General features: G+C 41.1%; 14 protein-coding genes. 4 read left to right on the forward strand and 10 right to left on the reverse strand.

Features of this window, described 5'->3' with window-relative positions; all coding sequences use genetic code 11:
• Positions 1-74 precede the first annotated feature (74 nt).
• Positions 75-2,036, reverse strand: coding sequence for a T9SS type A sorting domain-containing protein (locus tag IPP86_12585; protein ID MBL0139342.1), 1,962 nt, complete (start codon positions 2,034-2,036; stop codon positions 75-77).
• A gap of 348 nt (positions 2,037-2,384) precedes the next feature.
• On the opposite strand from IPP86_12585, the gene IPP86_12590 reads away from it, so the two are divergent.
• Both IPP86_12590 and IPP86_12595 read left to right on the forward strand, forming a co-directional pair.
• Positions 2,385-3,308, forward strand: coding sequence for an isoaspartyl peptidase/L-asparaginase (locus tag IPP86_12590; GenBank protein ID MBL0139343.1), 924 nt, complete (start codon positions 2,385-2,387; stop codon positions 3,306-3,308).
• A gap of 107 nt (positions 3,309-3,415) precedes the next feature.
• Positions 3,416-5,794 carry a PKD domain-containing protein gene (locus tag IPP86_12595; protein MBL0139344.1) on the forward strand — a complete coding sequence of 793 codons (2,379 nt, stop codon included), beginning with the start codon at positions 3,416-3,418 and terminating at the stop codon, positions 5,792-5,794.
• A gap of 29 nt (positions 5,795-5,823) precedes the next feature.
• Here IPP86_12595 and IPP86_12600 read toward each other — a convergent pair whose 3' ends face one another.
• From IPP86_12600 to IPP86_12620, 5 genes are read right to left on the reverse strand one after another with little or no spacing between them, the layout of a single operon-like run.
• Entirely contained in the window at positions 5,824-6,891 is a 1,068-nt protein-coding gene (locus IPP86_12600) for a hypothetical protein (GenBank protein MBL0139345.1), read from the reverse strand.
• A 13-nt stretch (positions 6,892-6,904) separates the two neighbouring features.
• The gene (locus IPP86_12605) at positions 6,905-7,783 is read right to left on the reverse strand and encodes a class I SAM-dependent methyltransferase (GenBank protein ID MBL0139346.1); all 879 of its coding nucleotides are present in this window, start codon (positions 7,781-7,783) and stop codon (positions 6,905-6,907) included.
• Entirely contained in the window at positions 7,780-8,646 is an 867-nt protein-coding gene (locus IPP86_12610) for an NAD(P)-dependent oxidoreductase (GenBank protein ID MBL0139347.1), read from the reverse strand. Before IPP86_12610 ends, IPP86_12605 begins: the two co-directional genes overlap by 4 nt.
• Entirely contained in the window at positions 8,643-10,544 is a 1,902-nt protein-coding gene (gene asnB, locus IPP86_12615) for an asparagine synthase (glutamine-hydrolyzing) (GenBank protein ID MBL0139348.1), read from the reverse strand. The genes IPP86_12610 and asnB overlap by 4 nt, the downstream gene beginning before the upstream one ends.
• 4 nt (positions 10,545-10,548) lie before the next feature.
• On the reverse strand, positions 10,549-11,532 hold the full coding sequence (locus tag IPP86_12620; GenBank protein ID MBL0139349.1) for an NAD-dependent epimerase/dehydratase family protein: 984 nt from the start codon (positions 11,530-11,532) through the stop codon (positions 10,549-10,551).
• Between the two features lie 238 nt (positions 11,533-11,770).
• On the opposite strand from IPP86_12620, the gene IPP86_12625 reads away from it, so the two are divergent.
• Positions 11,771-13,240 (forward strand): polysaccharide biosynthesis C-terminal domain-containing protein, encoded by a 1,470-nt coding sequence (locus tag IPP86_12625; protein ID MBL0139350.1) that lies wholly within the window; start codon positions 11,771-11,773, stop codon positions 13,238-13,240.
• Here IPP86_12625 and IPP86_12630 read toward each other — a convergent pair.
• The 4 genes from IPP86_12630 to IPP86_12645 form a co-directional block, all read right to left on the reverse strand.
• The gene (locus IPP86_12630; protein ID MBL0139351.1) at positions 13,237-14,013 is read right to left on the reverse strand and encodes a hypothetical protein; all 777 of its coding nucleotides are present in this window, start codon (positions 14,011-14,013) and stop codon (positions 13,237-13,239) included. The genes IPP86_12625 and IPP86_12630 overlap by 4 nt on opposite strands.
• A 116-nt stretch (positions 14,014-14,129) precedes the next feature.
• Entirely contained in the window at positions 14,130-15,101 is a 972-nt protein-coding gene (locus IPP86_12635) for a YihY/virulence factor BrkB family protein (GenBank protein MBL0139352.1), read from the reverse strand.
• Positions 15,098-15,964, reverse strand: a complete 867-nt coding sequence (nadC, locus tag IPP86_12640; protein MBL0139353.1) for a carboxylating nicotinate-nucleotide diphosphorylase — start codon at positions 15,962-15,964, stop codon at positions 15,098-15,100. The genes IPP86_12635 and nadC overlap by 4 nt, the downstream gene beginning before the upstream one ends.
• A gap of 113 nt (positions 15,965-16,077) precedes the next feature.
• Positions 16,078-16,464 (reverse strand): DUF4783 domain-containing protein, encoded by a 387-nt coding sequence (locus IPP86_12645; GenBank protein MBL0139354.1) that lies wholly within the window; start codon positions 16,462-16,464, stop codon positions 16,078-16,080.
• Positions 16,465-16,621: 157 nt separating this feature from the next.
• Between IPP86_12645 and IPP86_12650 the strand changes: the two genes are divergently transcribed.
• A complete protein-coding gene (locus IPP86_12650; protein MBL0139355.1) occupies positions 16,622-17,086 on the forward strand; it encodes a 23S rRNA (pseudouridine(1915)-N(3))-methyltransferase RlmH in 465 nt (154 codons plus the stop codon).
• The last annotated feature ends 2 nt before the right edge of the window (positions 17,087-17,088 follow it).

Here is a 17,088-nt window from a genome sequence, read left to right on the forward strand (position 1 = left end):
AAAAAAAGCATGGAAAACAAAAAAACACCCTGCTTTTGACAGGGTGTTTAATAATTGGTGGCTTGTATTGTTGATTAATGGTGGATCAGGATCCGTTTCGTCATTGAAATTCCATCGGCTCTTACCGTAGCGAAATAGATACCTGGCATGAGATCTTCTGTGTGGAGATTGATAGAATTATCTCCTTCAACAACTGATGCATTCTGTTTCAAAACAATTCTTCCGGAAATATCCATGATACTAATCTCTCCATTCTGAACAAAGTCGGCGAAGAAATAGAATTGGATGAATTCATTCGCGGGAACAGGGTAAGCCAACAATTCATCATCATCCGATTGTGTATCCACTTCCTGGTATACAGTTCTGCTGGATGTGTTGTTGTTGGTTGAAGAATTACTTCCTGTGGTGAAATATGATTTCGCTGAATAAGAACTGGCAGTAGTTCCACACATTGTCTTCACACGGTAGGAATATCTTGAATTTGGAGCAAGATTAGTAAGCAGAACGGAAGTTTGTCCTGTGTTCGGCATGCGCAAATAATAATATGTGCTCGTTCCTTCTTTTTTGTAACGTACAATCACACTGTCTGTTTGTGGCATTGAACTCCATGTTACAAGCTGACTGGTTGGACTGACAGAAGCAGATGCCAGTCCAGATGGTGTACTAAGGATGCAGGTAGTTACCGGAACAGTTACGTACTGAGCGGAAGAATTCTGACTGCAACCATTGCTGTTTGTTACAACGAGCGAATAAGATCCATCCTGTGTCGCTGAATAAGTAGATGACGTGGCTCCTGAAATCGAAGCTCCGTCACGATACCAACGATAAGTTGAAATTGATCCACTACCTGAACTGGAAGTAGAAGTGAGTGGTACACCACTGGATTGTGCGTTACCAACTGTGAACGATGATGAAGGAAGTCCGTTTACTTGTACAGTGAGTGTATTTGAAGTTTGTGCTGTACCATTTTTTGTAACCGAACAAGAGAAAGTTCCGGAAGTATTTACTGTGATCGTTTGTGTTGTAGCACCGTTTGACCAGAGATAACTTGCATTCGAAGGAGCCGAGAGTGTTACATTTCCGCCTGTGCAAAAAGAAAGTGAACCTAAAGCGGTAATGGTAGGAGTAGTAGTTGTGGTTGTACCATTGTAAACAGGATGTGGCATATATCCATAATCAAACCAATGGTATCCTTTCAATCTGATATAGGGTTTCCATGAACTTGCATCCGCGTTATAATCCGCTACATATTTTGTGTATGATTCAACATTGGAATGAGAAGCTAACCATGGACCCATGAAAATCGGTTCGGAAGAAAAGATCGGCATCACATCAACAGGCTGATTCAATGAAGCAAGATAACTCAGACGTGTCTGGCTGTAACCATATACTGAAGAAGGATTGATACGGTAAGCATGCAAAAGTATCCTGTCGGTATTACGTACAATCTGTTGTGCCTGTCCCTGGTTAAACCAGCCTACATAAGTTTCTGAGATAGCTCCCTGTACACTGGCGAGGGAATCAATATTGTGCATTTGAGCAATGTAAAACTTAAACCCACCTGCCGAATCGCATCCACAGTTGTTAGGCTGTAAGTATTGCGTACAATAGTATCCACCCGGATTGACGGATGATGTTGTCCAGAATTCAAATTCAAGGTTGAAGACATTGAATTTTTCATTCGCATTCGTATGTGCATTATTATATGGAGCAATTTTATCACGAAATGTTGAGTATGACTCACCAACAGCACCAATATTGATGATGCCATAATTCTCACGCGCTCTGCGAATAAAGCTGGCAAGTGTATTTACACTGTTCGCGTTTGAGAAATTGATATTGTGCAGATCATAAAGAGCAAGATAGTTGAATGAACTGTCTTGTGCATAATGCAAAAGACTATCTTCTTTTACTGTGTTGCCAAGGATCTGTGAAAAATTGTCAATGTAAATTCCTCTGAGATCAGTCGTTTGGGAATAGGCTCCTGAACTCAGGAGAAGAAGGGCAATCAGAAGCCGGGAGTAAATTGATTTCATTCGCAGGTGTATTAGAGGTGTGTTTTTAATGATAAGGGCAAAGTAGTTCCTGCGAAGAATCAGAATTTGGAAGAGATCAGGTTTTGGATTGTCTTGTAAGGATTCACTTGTTGTCAGTGCAAGAAATGGTTAAAGTCTGCTCAATTCTGGAGAAAAATTGACGCAAAATCCAAATTGAATGCCATTTTAAGCGTATTTTAAGCCATTTATGAAGATTTGGGAGATGTAAGGAAAAATTGACACTGTGTACTAAAAGTGAGTATGGCCGAATAATAATGAGCTAATTCAATTCCTGTTTACAGTTTAAGCTTTGGATTTCCGTTCTTTGTTGCTCAATAAATTTCCGACATGAAAAAATTTACAATCGCTATACATGGTGGTGCCGGTACAATTCTTCGCTCTGCACTGACTGATGAAAAGGAAAGAGCCTATCGGGCAGGACTACAGGAAGCTCTGGATGCGGGAATGGGCATACTTTCACGAGGCGGCAAATCATTGGATGCCGTGCAGGCAGCTGTTGAAAGCCTTGAAAATTGTCCACTGTTCAATGCCGGAAAAGGTTCCGTTTTCACGAATGATGGCAAACATGAAATGGATGCTTCAATTATGGAAGGATCAACTCTTCGTGCAGGTGCTGTTGCCGGAGTTCATCAAATAAAAAATCCTGTTGCTCTTGCACGCGCGATTATGGATCAAACTGAACATGTGATGCTCAGTGGAGCAGGAGCAGAGGAGTTCGCCAAACGTGCCGGTATAAAAACTGAAAACGATGATTACTTCTTTAATCAGTTTCGGTTTGACCAGTTAAAAGAAGTACAGGACAGTGAAAAAACCATTCTGGATCACAGCGATAAAAAGTTTGGTACTGTTGGCGCTGTCGCTTTAGATATGGAAGGACATATAGCTGCCGCAACTTCCACAGGTGGAATGACCAATAAAAGATATGGACGGATAGGAGACAGTCCGGTGATAGGAGCAGGAACCTATGCAAACGACCTCACCTGTGCAGTATCCTGTACCGGTCATGGAGAGTTTTTTCTTCGTGCTGTTGTTGCTTATGACATTTCTTGCCTTATAGAATACAAAGGCTATTCCTTAAAACAGGCTTGCGAAAAGGTGGTGCTGGATAAGCTTGTAAAAATAGGAGGGGAAGGCGGACTAATAGCCATCAACACACTTGGAGAAGTGGAATTGGTCTTCAATTCTGAAGGTATGTACCGGGGATTCGCTGATAACCTCGGAAATAGCCTGATTTCCATCTATAAAGACTGAAAAAATTAACATCCGTTCTTTTTTTTCATTTAACAGGGAAATTGTCAGTATACCTTCATTATCACTATTTCACTTTACTGGTATGCCCTCGTTTTGTACATTTGTTCATGAGCAGAAGTTGCTTGAAATCAGCACCTTTTTTAATCTGTAGTACCAACAGTATTTTACTCTTGGTGCTTTTGCTTTTTAGCGACTCCTCATTTGCTACTCATATTGTCGGTGGTGAAATGAATTACCGCAATTTGGGTGGTAATTTATACGAAATCAAACTTACTGTATACCGTGATTGTTATAATGGAATAGCTCCCTTTGATAATCCTGCTTCTGTCGGAATCTTTGATGCGAATAATAATCTTGTATCAGTAGTTTCACCTAGCATCAACGACCGGCAGCAGGTTCCCAACGCGATCAATACTCCCTGCCTGATTCCTCCATCAGATGTCTGCTATGAAGTGGCACATTATATTTTTACTACATCATTGCCTCCGATTGCAGGAGGCTATCAGATCGTTTATCAGCGATGTTGCAGGAACAGTACAATTGTCAACCTTGCAAACGTAAACAGTACAGGAGCAACCTATCTTGCTACTATCCCTGATCCTTCTGTCGCTACCGTAAACAGCAATCCCATATTCAATAGCTGGCCACCAACTTTTATTTGTCTTGGCGCGCCTTTTACAAATGATCACTCCGCTTCAGATCCTGACGGAGATTCCCTGGTTTATGAGCTGTGTACACCATATAATGGTGCGGATCCGAATACACCTATGCCTCAGCCACCCAATCCACCTCCATACGATACAGTCGTTTTTATACCGCCATATTCATTGAGTGATGTGATGGGAGGAACACCAATGACCATCGATTCAAGAACAGGCCAACTAAAAGCGACACCTTCATCGATTGGTCAATATGTATATGGCGTGAGAGTTTTGGAATTTAGAAATGGTGTGAAAATCGGAGTGACTCAACGTGACTTCCAGGTGAATGTGGTCCCTTGTCCGCAAATTACGGTAGCTTCTATCTTTTCACCTACGATTGTTTGCGGAAGCCTTGTTGCCGCATTCACCAATAACAGTTTTAATGCAGGAACTTATTCCTGGAACTTTGGTGATACCAGCACCACCGCGGATACTTCCTCAGTCCAGAATCCTAACTGGTTGTATCCCGACACCGGAAATTATTTAGCTACACTCATTGCATATTCTCCGATCAATCCTGATTGCAACGATACCGCTGAGGGAATTGTCAGGGTTTATCCTGTCTTCAATGCGGCATTCAATACGATTAATGAACGTTGTAAATCTGTATTTGAATTTAAAGATCAATCCTGGGGAATAGGAGGGACCGCTTCATTTTGGGCATGGTCATTCGGTGACGGGCAGACATCTACTGTTCGGAATCCTTCTCACGATTATACTGAACCTGGGCTTTACGATGTCCAACTGATTACTTCAACTGATTCCGCCTGTCTGGATACCATGACGCAAACAATCTCTGTATTGCAGGTACCGGTTGCTTCTTTCATTCCGTCTCTTGATACATGCAAAAGAACATTGAGTATCGTAAATACTTCCGAATATGCTTCTGAGTTTCATTGGAATTTTGGAGACTCTTTTTATTCTGACGATGAATCACCAGAACATGCTTACGGTGCTTCAGGCACATACCTTATTCAGGCGACTGTGGTAACTGATTCGGGTTGTGTGGATACTTCAGGTGTTTACCCATTGACAATCCCGCCATTACCAAAAGCCAGGTTTCTGGATTCAGTTGCTTCCTGTGATTCAGTTGTGACTTTTACCAATACTTCCTCTGATGCATCATTCTATTCCTGGGATTTTGGCGATGGAGATACAAGTGACCTGGAAACTCCGCAACACACCTATGAAATGTCAGGACATATTCCGGTGACATTGATTGCTACTTCAGATTATGGTTGCAAGGATACCGTATCGAGGGATTTGTTTTTTGTGAGCTTTAAAAAAGCGGAATTCAATTCCTTCCTTGATTCATGCAGTGGTCTGGTGAGTTTCAGGGATGTGACAAAAAATGCTGTTTACTATCATTGGGATTTTGGTGACGGAGATACCAGTACTGTCGCCGAACCGGTTCACAAATACAAAGCCGATGGCGAATATCGGGTAGTTTTGAAAGTGAACAATGAAACCAGTTGCATCGATACTGTATTTAATTTCACGCATTATGAATCACCTTTAGGTGAAAGCGTATACATTCCGAATTCTTTTACACCAAATGGTGATAACCTGAACGACATATTTAAAGCGGAAGTTTTTCGCCCCTGTGATATCTATTCTTTGTCCATTTTTGACAGATGGGGACAAATGGTCTATGAAACCGATGATGTCGCGAATACAAGTTGGGATGGAACTCTGGATGGAAGAAGAATTGAATCAGGCGTATATGTCTACATCCTCAAAGGTACAGATCTTGAAAAAAGAGGCATCATCAATATTGTCCGGTAAAACTTTCTTCAGAGTAAAAAATCAAATCTTTATTTCCCTTTTCTTTTCCGGATTGTTTCTTCATAAATTTTAATGAGCGGATCAACAACAACATCTATGTTGTGATAATCTTCCGCATATTTCCTGCTCTCAATTCCTTTCGAGTTTCTTAATTCAGGATGTAATAAAAGATTCTCCAGCTGCTGATAAATCGTATCCGGATTGGTATTGATGATCGGAGAAGTACCCGGAAAACATTCAAGCACGGATGGTTTCATGTAACACATCACCGGCTTACCAAATGCAAAAGCTTCCATGGTGGCCATCCCGTAACTTCCAAGTATGAGCTGATCTACGAAAATGTCACACTGTCGGATGGTTTCCAATGCCCTTGTTCTTTCAAATTTATGAACCAGGATAAATTCCAGTTCATATTTTTGTTTGAGCTTTTCAACAGCATCCACAACATAGGAAGTTCCTTTGCATACCGGAGCAGACGGCGCATGCACAATGAGTGGTTTTTTGTTGTCGGCAGAAGGATATTGTGGAGTATACAAGCCTAGATCAATCCGTTGAATAAACTTTACATACTCCGGAAAAATGTCAGGGAGAATGTATTGCTCCATTCCCGGAAAAACCAACGGAACAAATCCGGCCTGCTGATACATCTTTTGGATCCGTCTCGAATGATCCATGCTTTCATAAGCGTACTCATAGCCATTGTGAAAGATCGCTTTGTAATAAGGATTATCAGCAAATTCAACTTCCGGTATACGTATGTCACTTCCAACCCATTCAACCAGACAAGGTTTCTTGTAATACTGAATGATTGGCAGCGTTAATTTAAGAAGCGGAATGCTGAAAGTTCCACACCAGTGTATCACGTCCGCCCACTGAATGGCTCTTACTGTCTCCAGATAAAAACGACTCAGGTTGTAAAATTTCTGTGGAAATCCGTAGGGTAAATTTTTGAGCTGGTAGGATTTGAAATTCTTATTGTCCTGGTAAGGATTGGAATCAATAAACAATGCCTTCGCGTCGATTCCCGCATGAATCAGACGATCCACAGTAATCGCAGGCATGGATGCAATGTTTGAAGGTAAAACCAGGACTTTCAAGACAGAGAATTATTTATTTTTTACCACGCATGGTTATTCCGTAAAAATCCGTGAACTCGTGAGTCACTTTCAGACCGGCTTTGGCAAACCAACCTCTGACTTCTTCTGTGGTATGTCGCGTGCAATTTTGTGGATGATACCAGTCAAAGTTGATAACGGAATTATCATGAAAACTCATGCTGTCGCTCCAGAAACATTTGAAGAAAAAATGATAGATCAGTCTTTGTACATCGTATTCGCCTGCTTCAATTCCCATGACATCAAGTGCAGGTACAGTAACCTTTACATTCTGTTTGTGCAATTCCATTCCAAACTTCGTGATCTCATCACAAACTTTCATTGCTTCCTCATAACTCAATCCTGCTATTTTATCACGGATAAAATCATCGGAATATTCCCGCAATGGTGCTTTTTTCTTATAAACGTATATCGCTATCTCTCCATCTGAGGATAATAATTTCACAAGATTGAGAAAAGCGGTTTCAGCATTTGCAGTATGATGCAATACTTCCTGACTATAAATAAAATCAAAGGTGCCAAGGTCAGAGAGATCGTTCATGAGATCTTTCTCATAAAACGAAGTGTTCGGAGCATTGTCAAGATTTTTCTTCGCGATTTCACTGGCAACAAGATCAATCCCTACAATTTCACTTTCTGCAGGAGCAGTCGTACGCAACAATGCGGTAACCCGGCCATTTCCACATCCCGCATCCAGTATTCTTTTTTTGTTTTTCAGGAAAGAAGATAATTCAGCTGCCGACTGAAATCCGTTTCTGTTCAATATCCAGTTTCGGATATCTGAACCTTCACGAAGAGTTTCAGAAAAGGCAAGGTCCGGATTGTTTTTCCATTTGCTGAAAAAACTTTCGGCTGTATTGTTCATACTAGTCATAGCATACACTTTTTTAATCCCTCCTGCAATGTAGTCAGTGGTTGGTATTTTGTAAGATTGTAAATTCTGGAAGAATCACAACGGATGTTCACGACATTTCCTTCCTGGATCTTCACATTAGCTTTCTTTCCTGATTGAGAAGCAATAAGGTCAATAATCTCCCTCAGTGATGTTTCTTTCAATCCGCCCAAATTCAGGATTTCAAATTTTTTGATCTCTGATGAAATTAACCTGCTGATGATTTCAGTGCAGTCGTCAATGTAAATCGGACTTAACAACAAACCTTTGTTTTGATTCAATTGTATTTCTCCTCCCGACAAAATCTTATCAATGATGTTCGGGATCAGCATGTTTTTCTGTCCGGGCCCGTATGGAGAGAACAAACGAAGTATGGCTATGGAGATGGAATCACTGTAGGGTCTCAATAAATTTTCAGCGGCAAGTTTAGAAGCCGCGTAAAAGTTTGATGCTTCTGTTTCATCACTCTCCTTTAAAATTGCTGTGGAGCTTTTATATACACTCCCCGTAGATGCATAGATGAATTTTGAAACTCCGTTTCTTTTGCACCAGTCAATGAGTTGAAATGTGGAATTTACATTCACCATGTAAATATCCTTTGCCTTATCAGGGAATTCCCTGTAATGACGGGATTGAGCAAGATGCACAACCGCATCCGGCTTTGGAAGATTTCCGGGAAGAATAAATTCACCTCCGAAATCAATCTGAATAGGGTAGTGCCTTGAAGAAAGTGGAGAAAGAACAGATCTGTCAGCTGTATACACTTCATGTTCCGGATTTCGTAACAATGCCGAAACCAGGTGGCTGCCAATAAATCCGGATGCTCCTGTGACTAAAATCTTCATGCTGTTTCTTCAGTTTCATTAAAAACAAAATGGCGCAACCACCACTCCAGACAAATGAATGACCAGATCAGCAAACGATGATTTACATTCTGATTGCAATGTTCATCAAGCGTTTTGTCAATGTATGCCGGGTTGATAAATTCACGCAACCTGGATTTTTTCTTATCCGTAATTAGCGCGGATACATACTGGAAATTCTCTCCACGATACCAGGATTCATCCGGCGCGGAAAATCCTTGTTTCTTTCGTTGTAAAATTTGCTGCGGTAAAATTCTGGACATCGATTTCCTTAGAACATTTTTCCCGTCATCGAATTGCATTTCATATCTCCTGAGTTTTCCCAAATCATTTTCATCGATCCGTGTCATCTCATCAAATTTCCCGAGTTTATAACGCACAGGAATTTTCTGAGCGAAGTCCACAAGGTCGTTGTCCATAAACGGAAATCTCTCTTCCATGGAATGCGCCATTGCCAGTTTATCACCAACAAGGAAAAGAGCCGGAAGAAATGTTTTTGCCTCGAAATACAAGGAATTTTTTACATGGTCCTCAGGTGAACCATAACTGAGTTTATCATTATACAAAAACACATTTTTGAAAACAGAAAATGGATCTCTGCCGGCCTGTGTTTTTGAATACACTTCTGAATTGAACAACTGCTTTTTATCCTCATCATTCACGAGACGTTGCCAGAAGCTGTAGTATTCTTTAAAATAATCGTCGCGGTTCAGCGATTTGCTTACACGGTAATATCTCCAGGGATAACCTCCATACAATTCATCTCCTCCGGCACCGCTCAGGCAAACTTTCACAAATTTGCTTGCAAGACCGGAAATGTAATAGTTCGGATAACTCATTCCAACACGCAAATCTTCCAGATGGTACACCAGCTTCGGCATGGCCCATGACAAGTCGCTGCTGTTCAGTACCTGTTCGTAATGTTCCGTTTTGTAATAACTGGCCATCAATTCAGCATCGCGGCGTTCGTCAAAATTTGCCTCTCGACCCGTCGTTGCCGACATATCAAATCCGCAAGTAAATGTCGCGAGTCGGGATGTTTGTCTGCTTGCTACCGATGTAATCGAACCCGAATCCATACCACCGCTGAGGTAACAGCCCACACGTACATCGGCTACCATCTGACGTTCCACTGCTTGCTGAAAGAGACGAAAAGTTTCTTCCTCAGCAGTCTTTTCATCAATGCGTTCATCCGTATCGGTGAAATTATAATCCCAGTAAGACCATTCTTTCAAATTCAGCTGCCTGTCGAATTTCAATATTCTCGCGGGAGCAAGCAATTGAATCCCTTTAAAGAGCGTATGAAAACGAAAAAGATTCTGAAAAGTAAAATATTCGTTGAGTGCTTCGTAATTTATATCGAACTGATAACCGGGATGAACAAGAATCGCTTTGATCTCTGATGCAAAAATGATTTTATCATTCTGGATGCTTACATACACCGGTTTAATACCGAATCTGTCACGAGCGATCACCAATTCTCCTGAACGTTTGTCGTAAATCGCCAAAGCGAACATTCCGTTCAGCTTTTTAAATACTTCGTCACCCCATTCAAGATAACCCTTCAATACTACTTCTGTGTCTGTCCTTGAGGAAAAGGAATGACCACGCTGGATAAGTTCATTGCGTAGTTCCGCGAAATTGTAAATCTCCCCGTTGAAGGTGATCACCAATGAACCATCTTCTGTGGACATAGGTTGTTTCCCGGCAGAAGTCAAATCGAGAATCGCGAGTCGTTTGTGACCGAGTGCAACGTTTTCGTGCACATAAACACCGTCTCCATCCGGACCACGGTGTGCAATTCTGCTCAACATTTTTTTGATGATGCCGTTATCCGAAACCGGTTTATCAGCATACAGGAATCCGGCTATACCGCACATGAGCTTAGATTGCAGAAATTTTTTGTTGCGCGATTCGCCAGTCGATGAGTCTCAATAAACCATCTTTCAGCGATGTAGAAAAGTAGAAATCGATTTCATTTTTTGCCTTGTCAACCGACGCGATTCTGTTTTTTACAAATTGTCTTGCATCGTCCGGTGCATAAGGCTTATACGTAACCTGAAGGTCCGAATTTTTTAGAGAAAGAATGAGGTTGCACAATTCACGGATAGTGGTTTGTATACCCGTACCGACATTGTAAAAACCAATATTCACCGGACTTGTAAGTGCTTTGATGTTGCATTCAGCGACATCATCAACATAAATAAAATCATAAGCCTGAGTTCCGTCCCCATTGATGGTTGGAGGATCATTCTGATCAATCTTATTCAGCATAATCGGAATAACACCTGTATAGGCAGCATTCTGATCCTGTCCGGGTCCATATACATTCATGTAACGTAATCCCACAATCGGTAAACCGTACCGGTCATTATATGCAGTACACATGGCCTCACCGGCAATTTTGGTGGCACCGTAAAAATTTCTATTGTTAAAAGGATGTTCTTCGGTCATCGGAACCTGTAAAGCATCGCCATAAACAGAAGCGGAAGAGGAGTAGACCAGTTTCTTGATGTTGTTCTTAACACAGGCTTCCAGCACATTGAAAGTTCCGGCTATGTTGACTTCAAAAGCAGTACGCGGATAATCTTTGCAATGCAAGAGCCACATCGCTGCCAGATGAAAAACATAATCCATGCCTTTCATGGCATCGTGAAGGATGTCAATATCGCGTACATCACCACCTACATCAAAAATTCTAACCCTTGGATCCTTTAAGGATTGATTGATGTTCTCATGTTTGCCACGAACGAAGTTGTCATAAATGACAATCTCTTTAACATCCTCATTTAGAAGACGTTTAACAACATGTGAGCCGATAAAACCAGCTCCGCCGATGACGAGTACCCTGCTACCTTCCAGTTTCATTGATAGATGTTTTTCTGATTTTACATGGATTTTTTCCGCACCATGAATTGAACAAAATTAAGAAAATTTTCGACACTGATCCTTCGTTTACAGCTCTTGAAATGAATGGAAATATTGGTTGAAATCCGGATAACTTCAAAGGTTTTTCACTCCACCGGACGATGTTAATAGCCGTGAGAAACCCGGAACAACAGCTCCGAAAAAAGCAGTATCATTGCCTCTAAGCATCGCGACAAGAATGGGAGTAATCAAACGTCAGGGAATCACCAACACAATCTCCAGTTACCTCGGGATTGGTATTGGCTTCATCAACCTGATTGTGATTCAGCCCCAATTCCTGACAAAGGAAGAACTTGGTTTGACGCGGATACTGTATTCATTTTCCATACTGGTGGCCATGTTTATTCCACTCGGAATTGGGAATGCTGCCATCCGTTATTTTCCGCTTTTCAAAGACAAGGAAAATAAAAACCATGGCTTTTTTGCTTTCATGAATTTGTTCCCACTGGCAGGATTTGTTTTGTCTTGCCTGGTGATTTTTCTGTTCAAGGATTTTATCCTGAATCAGTACAGGACGCAGAGTCCATTGTTTCTCGAATATTTCAACTGGGTATTTCCATTGATCTTTTTCAACGGCTTTATTTCAGTACTCAGCATCTATTGTTTCGCCAATTACAAGTCAACAGTACCCGCATTCATCAATGATGTTGTGGTTCGTATTCTGACAATTATCGTTGTTTCCATCTACTTTATGAAATGGGTAACATTGAATCAATTCGTCGCGCTGTTTGTTGGGGTTTATGCAATTCAGTTTCTCGGTTTGATCCTGTATATCTTTCAATTCGACCGGCCGGGATTCAAAATAGACTGGACCATTTTTCGTGAAAAGAAAATGTTTGAACTGATACGCTATGGTTTGCTGCTCTGGTTTGCCAACATTGCGTCTATAGGACTCAAATACTTTGACTCCATAATGATCGGAAAATACCTTCCGCTTTCCTTTGTTGGGATCTATACCATCGCGGCATTCGTCCCGACTGTGATCGAAGCTCCACTAAATGCAATCGACAAAATTGCTTCCGCGAAAATCTCCTTCGCGTGGGCAGAAAATGATCATTCCCAAATCCGGGAAATCTATCGTAAATCGAGTTTGTATCTTTTCCTGCTCGGTGGTTTTCTGTTTCTGAATATTAACGTAAACATTCACACTCTGCTCAGATTCCTTCCGTCAGGCTACGAAGAAGGGGAGATCGTAGTCTATATCATCAGTATTGGAACTCTTTTCAATATGGCGACAGGTCTGAACGCGTCAATTCTTTTTAATTCGGAGAAATTCAAATTCGGAGCCTTTTTCCTGGTTCTGCTTGCGGTTATAATCCTTGCATTGCAAATGTTCCTTATACCGATTTATGGTATAGCAGGTGCAGCAATAGCGACTTGTATTGCTTCTCTGATTTACAATCTGATGTTGTTTCTGACTGTATGGAAATTCTTCGGACTACAACCCTTTGAAAGAGGAAATGTAAGAGTGTTGCTAAGTCTCATACTTTGTTTTGGAATCGGATTGATGATCCCGCATCCTGACAATAAAATTCTGGATATCATAATACGTTCAGGTGTCGTATCGCTTCTCTATTTTATCCTCATCTATTCTCAAAAAATAGTCCCTGAATTCCACAAATATTTACCCTGGGAGAAAAAGAATTAACTGACTTTTTTCAGAAGCGCTTTTGCTTTTTCCTGAGTGTCTTTGTCATCAGCATCTTTGGGGATCATATCGATTACCTTTTTACACCAAACTTTGCACATCACATCATCACCTTTATTGTCACGTTCGGAATAGGAGAGCGCCAGCTCGTATTTGTGAAGCATCGCGTCCGGTTCTAACAAAATCGCTTTTGAAAAACAATCAATGGAAGCTTCGTATGATCCTCCTTCCGGAACTCCTCCAAACAAGGTATTGATCATTGCCTTTTCAGCGAAGTTAAACCCGGCGATGGTTCTGTGCCATCTGCCTAAAATATGCCAGGCGCCTGCCAATTTTGGATCCAGACGAATCGCGTCATCACATTCCTTCTTGATCAATTTCGCATTCGCGATCTTTTGTTTGCTGCTGGCGTTTTCATTGATGCGACCCAATGCAAGCGCGTAATTGTAATGAGCCTGGGCGCTATTGTTGTTCAGCGCTACGGCTTTTTTGGACAAGTACTCCGCCTTCTTAAAATTATTCATTCGTGCAGACTCATCCGTTTGTCTGTTCCCGATTTTGCAGAATAAATAACTGGTATTTGTGAGATAATCGATATTCGAAGAATCACTCTTTAACAATTGAGAAAAAATGGTCATCGATTCTTCCCATTTGTTCTGATCCTTCAACTGCAATGCTTCATTGAATCTGGAATCCGGTTTTTGTGCGAAGATGCCTGATGAAAAGCTGAGTGTTGTTATGAAAACCGAGAAGAAGACAAAACATTTTTTCATAGAGATGATGATTTTGTAGTTCAGGTTCAGTTCAATTTAATTTTTAGTCAGAGAGTTGATAGAAAAATGGAATGTGTTCGTCGGAAATTCATAGTGTCACCTGGAATTTGGACATATCAGAACACCCTCCTGACCTGCTTCTTGGCATTGTCAATACTAGCGTTCAATTCAAAGCCAAGGATCAGAATCAGGCTGTTGAAATAGATCCAAAGCATAATGACGATGAGTGTCCCGATTGAACCGTAAATTTTATTGTATTGTCCGAAATGATTTACGAAGTAAGCAAAACCGGTGGAAACGATGATCGAGAGCAATGTCGCGAATGTAGACCCGGCCGAAATAAACTGCCAGCGTTTCCGCATCACAGGAGCATAATAATAAAGAAATGAAATGGCTATAAAAAAGAGTGCCAGTACAACCGCCCATTTACCCAAAAGCAAGAGCGCTATCTGGGTTTTTGTTTTCAGGATACTGTGTTTGACCAGATATTTAGTGGCGATTTCACTAAAGATAATAAGTGCTGTAGATACAATAACAAGTACAGTAAGTAACACCGTTAATACCAGCGCGACCATTCTTTGCTTAAATGGAGTTCTGGTTTCTACCACATGATAAGAGCTGTTAAAACCTCTCATCATTGTCATGAAACCATTCGTAGTAAAATATAGCGCCAAGACGAAACCAAAGGAGAGTAACCCTCCCCGCTGAATTTTAATAATGTCTTCAATAGTCGTCCGTGCGGATTCGTAAGCATTACTTGGCAAAATATTCTGAATGAGTTCGAGTAACTGCGACTGAAAATCGTGAATAGGAATGTAGGGGATGAGAGAAAAGAGAAAAATGGTAGCAGGAAAAATAGCCAGAAAGAAACTGAATGCAAGTGACTGTGCCCTGGTTACAATGGAGCCGCGTTGTATTCCGGTGAAAAAGAAATCCGCCACATCGTAAATTGGCAATTTGTCAAAACCCGGTAAAGCGACACGTTTTGAATAATCGATGAGCGTACGGATAGGAGGAGAGAAGAGAATTACTCTTAAAACCTTTTTGACAATGACCTTTTGAACCGGTGGCGGATTCTGATTTCTCATTTCACAATTTTCATTGAGATATCAAGACTCTTGTAAGAATGTGTGAGGGCTCCAACAGAAATAAAATTCACACCGGTCTTCGCATACTCCAGAATATTATCCAGAGTAATACCTCCCGAAGCTTCAGTTTCGAATTTCTGATTGATCAGATTCACTGCTTCACGAATCATTTCCGGTTTGAAATTATCCAGCATAATCCTGTCGGCACCACCTGCTGAAATCACCTGTTTTACTTCCTCAAGATTCCGTGTTTCAATTTCTATCTTAAGTTGTTTACCTTGTTCCTTCAGATATGCATTCGCTTTACGCAATGCCTCCTTGATACCACCCGAAGCATCTACATGATTGTCTTTTATCAGAATCATATCATACAATCCAAATCGATGGTTCATACCGCCACCCAATGTAACAGCCCATTTTTCAAATAATCTGAAATTGGGAGTGGTTTTTCGCGTATCAAGAATGACCGCACCTGTTCCTGCAACTGCATCTACATAACGTCTTGTTAAAGAGGCGATTCCGCTCATTCTTTGCATGCAGTTCAGCAGGAGGCGTTCGGCCTTCAACATCGATCGTACTGAGCCTTCCACATTCATCACAACATCTCCTGATTTAACACTTGCACCTTCCGCAAAAAGGGTTTTAACAACCATGGAAGAATCCACAATGTTTAATACCTGATCCGCTACAACTAATCCTGCTACCACACCATTTTCTTTAATCATCACTTTCGCTTTGCCCTGCTCAGATTGTCCGATGGTACTCAGGGAAGTGTGGTCTCCGTCGCCGGTGTCTTCTAATAAAGCTTGTCGTATAAAATCACTGACAGACAATCCGTAATGAGGGTACTGTGATAAATCCATGGTGTAAAGATTCGGAAAAGACCTGAGTTTATTGATTAATTATATTCCTGAGACAAATAATTTAGTTCCGGAAATGCTCATGTGGTGCATTTCCGGATGAAATGTACTATTTGTTATTGAGGCTCAATCCTTAATTCCTGTAGGATGTATTTTCCGCCAGATGACTTGAGGTAAAAAGATGTACGAAAAGATTTTCCGGAGGTGGTAAGAAGTGTTCCAATGGCATATAAAGTTCCTTCCTTTGAAGATCCTTTATGATTGACGAGAAACGATTTTGGTGTGTTCTTTGCGAAAAAATCTCTTAAAACCAACTCAGCCTGAGCCTTGCTGTAAACATCTTCCTGATTACCGATCGTCATGTCGAGCGAATTGCCGAAGAATGTGGAAATCTGTCTGGAATCACCACTTCTGATCGCATTCGAGATTTCTTCGTAAATATCCAGCGCCATAACTTTGACAGCCAGAGTGATAAGGAGAATAAAAACAGTTGATTTTTTCATGCTATTCAGATGAGCTTCTTTCGCAAACATCAAGCCAGATGCATCAATGAACTGCTAAAATACACTTATTTTGGAGTCTCAATCCTGTTATTTATCCGGCTTATTAACGGCATATTGTCAACTGACGGAATTGTATATTTATCCCTGAAAGAAGCTTATGAAATGTGAACTCTTTTTTATTGGAAAGACCACTGAAAAATACCTTCAGGAAGGAATTGACCAATATCTCAAACGATTGAAACATTACCTGCCGGTTTCCATCACGATTATTCCATCCGGCCCCGGAACTGACCCATTAAAGGTAATTCAGACTGAATGCGATGATGTATTGTCGAGACTGAAACCGAGAGATTTGGTAGTACTCCTGGATGAAAGAGGAGCGACTTTATCGTCAGTAGAATTCTCTGCAAAGATTCAGCAGTGGATGGTTCAGGGGCACCAACGCCTCATCTTTATCATTGGTGGCGCTTATGGAGTAAATGAAGAACTGAAAAAGAAGGCCAATCTTGTACTTTCTGTCTCGTCCTTTACACTGACACATCAGATGATCCGCTTGTTTCTGGTGGAGCAAATCTATCGTGCAATGACTATCATTAAGAATGAATCCTATCATCATGGATGAAC

The organism is Bacteroidota bacterium (genome assembly GCA_016720935.1).
Classification (GTDB): Bacteria; Bacteroidota; Bacteroidia; order AKYH767-A; family 2013-40CM-41-45; genus JADKJP01.

Bases quoted from the DNA above. Each gene is read 5' to 3' on its own strand.
- IPP86_12585 (MBL0139342.1), bottom strand. From the start codon at position 2,036: ATGAAATCAATTTACTCCCGGCTTCTGATTGCCCTTCTTCTCCTGAGT.
- IPP86_12590 (MBL0139343.1), top strand. From the start codon at position 2,385: ATGAAAAAATTTACAATCGCTATACATGGTGGTGCCGGTACAATTCTT.
- IPP86_12595 (MBL0139344.1), top strand. From the start codon at position 3,416: ATGAGCAGAAGTTGCTTGAAATCAGCACCTTTTTTAATCTGTAGTACC.
- IPP86_12605 (MBL0139346.1), bottom strand. From the start codon at position 7,783: ATGACTAGTATGAACAATACAGCCGAAAGTTTTTTCAGCAAATGGAAA.
- IPP86_12610 (MBL0139347.1), bottom strand. From the start codon at position 8,646: ATGAAGATTTTAGTCACAGGAGCATCCGGATTTATTGGCAGCCACCTG.
- asnB (MBL0139348.1), bottom strand. From the start codon at position 10,544: ATGTGCGGTATAGCCGGATTCCTGTATGCTGATAAACCGGTTTCGGAT.
- IPP86_12620 (MBL0139349.1), bottom strand. From the start codon at position 11,532: ATGAAACTGGAAGGTAGCAGGGTACTCGTCATCGGCGGAGCTGGTTTT.
- IPP86_12625 (MBL0139350.1), top strand. From the start codon at position 11,771: ATGGGAGTAATCAAACGTCAGGGAATCACCAACACAATCTCCAGTTAC.
- IPP86_12630 (MBL0139351.1), bottom strand. From the start codon at position 14,013: ATGAAAAAATGTTTTGTCTTCTTCTCGGTTTTCATAACAACACTCAGC.
- IPP86_12635 (MBL0139352.1), bottom strand. From the start codon at position 15,101: ATGAGAAATCAGAATCCGCCACCGGTTCAAAAGGTCATTGTCAAAAAG.
- nadC (MBL0139353.1), bottom strand. From the start codon at position 15,964: ATGGATTTATCACAGTACCCTCATTACGGATTGTCTGTCAGTGATTTT.
- IPP86_12645 (MBL0139354.1), bottom strand. From the start codon at position 16,464: ATGAAAAAATCAACTGTTTTTATTCTCCTTATCACTCTGGCTGTCAAA.
- IPP86_12650 (MBL0139355.1), top strand. From the start codon at position 16,622: ATGAAATGTGAACTCTTTTTTATTGGAAAGACCACTGAAAAATACCTT.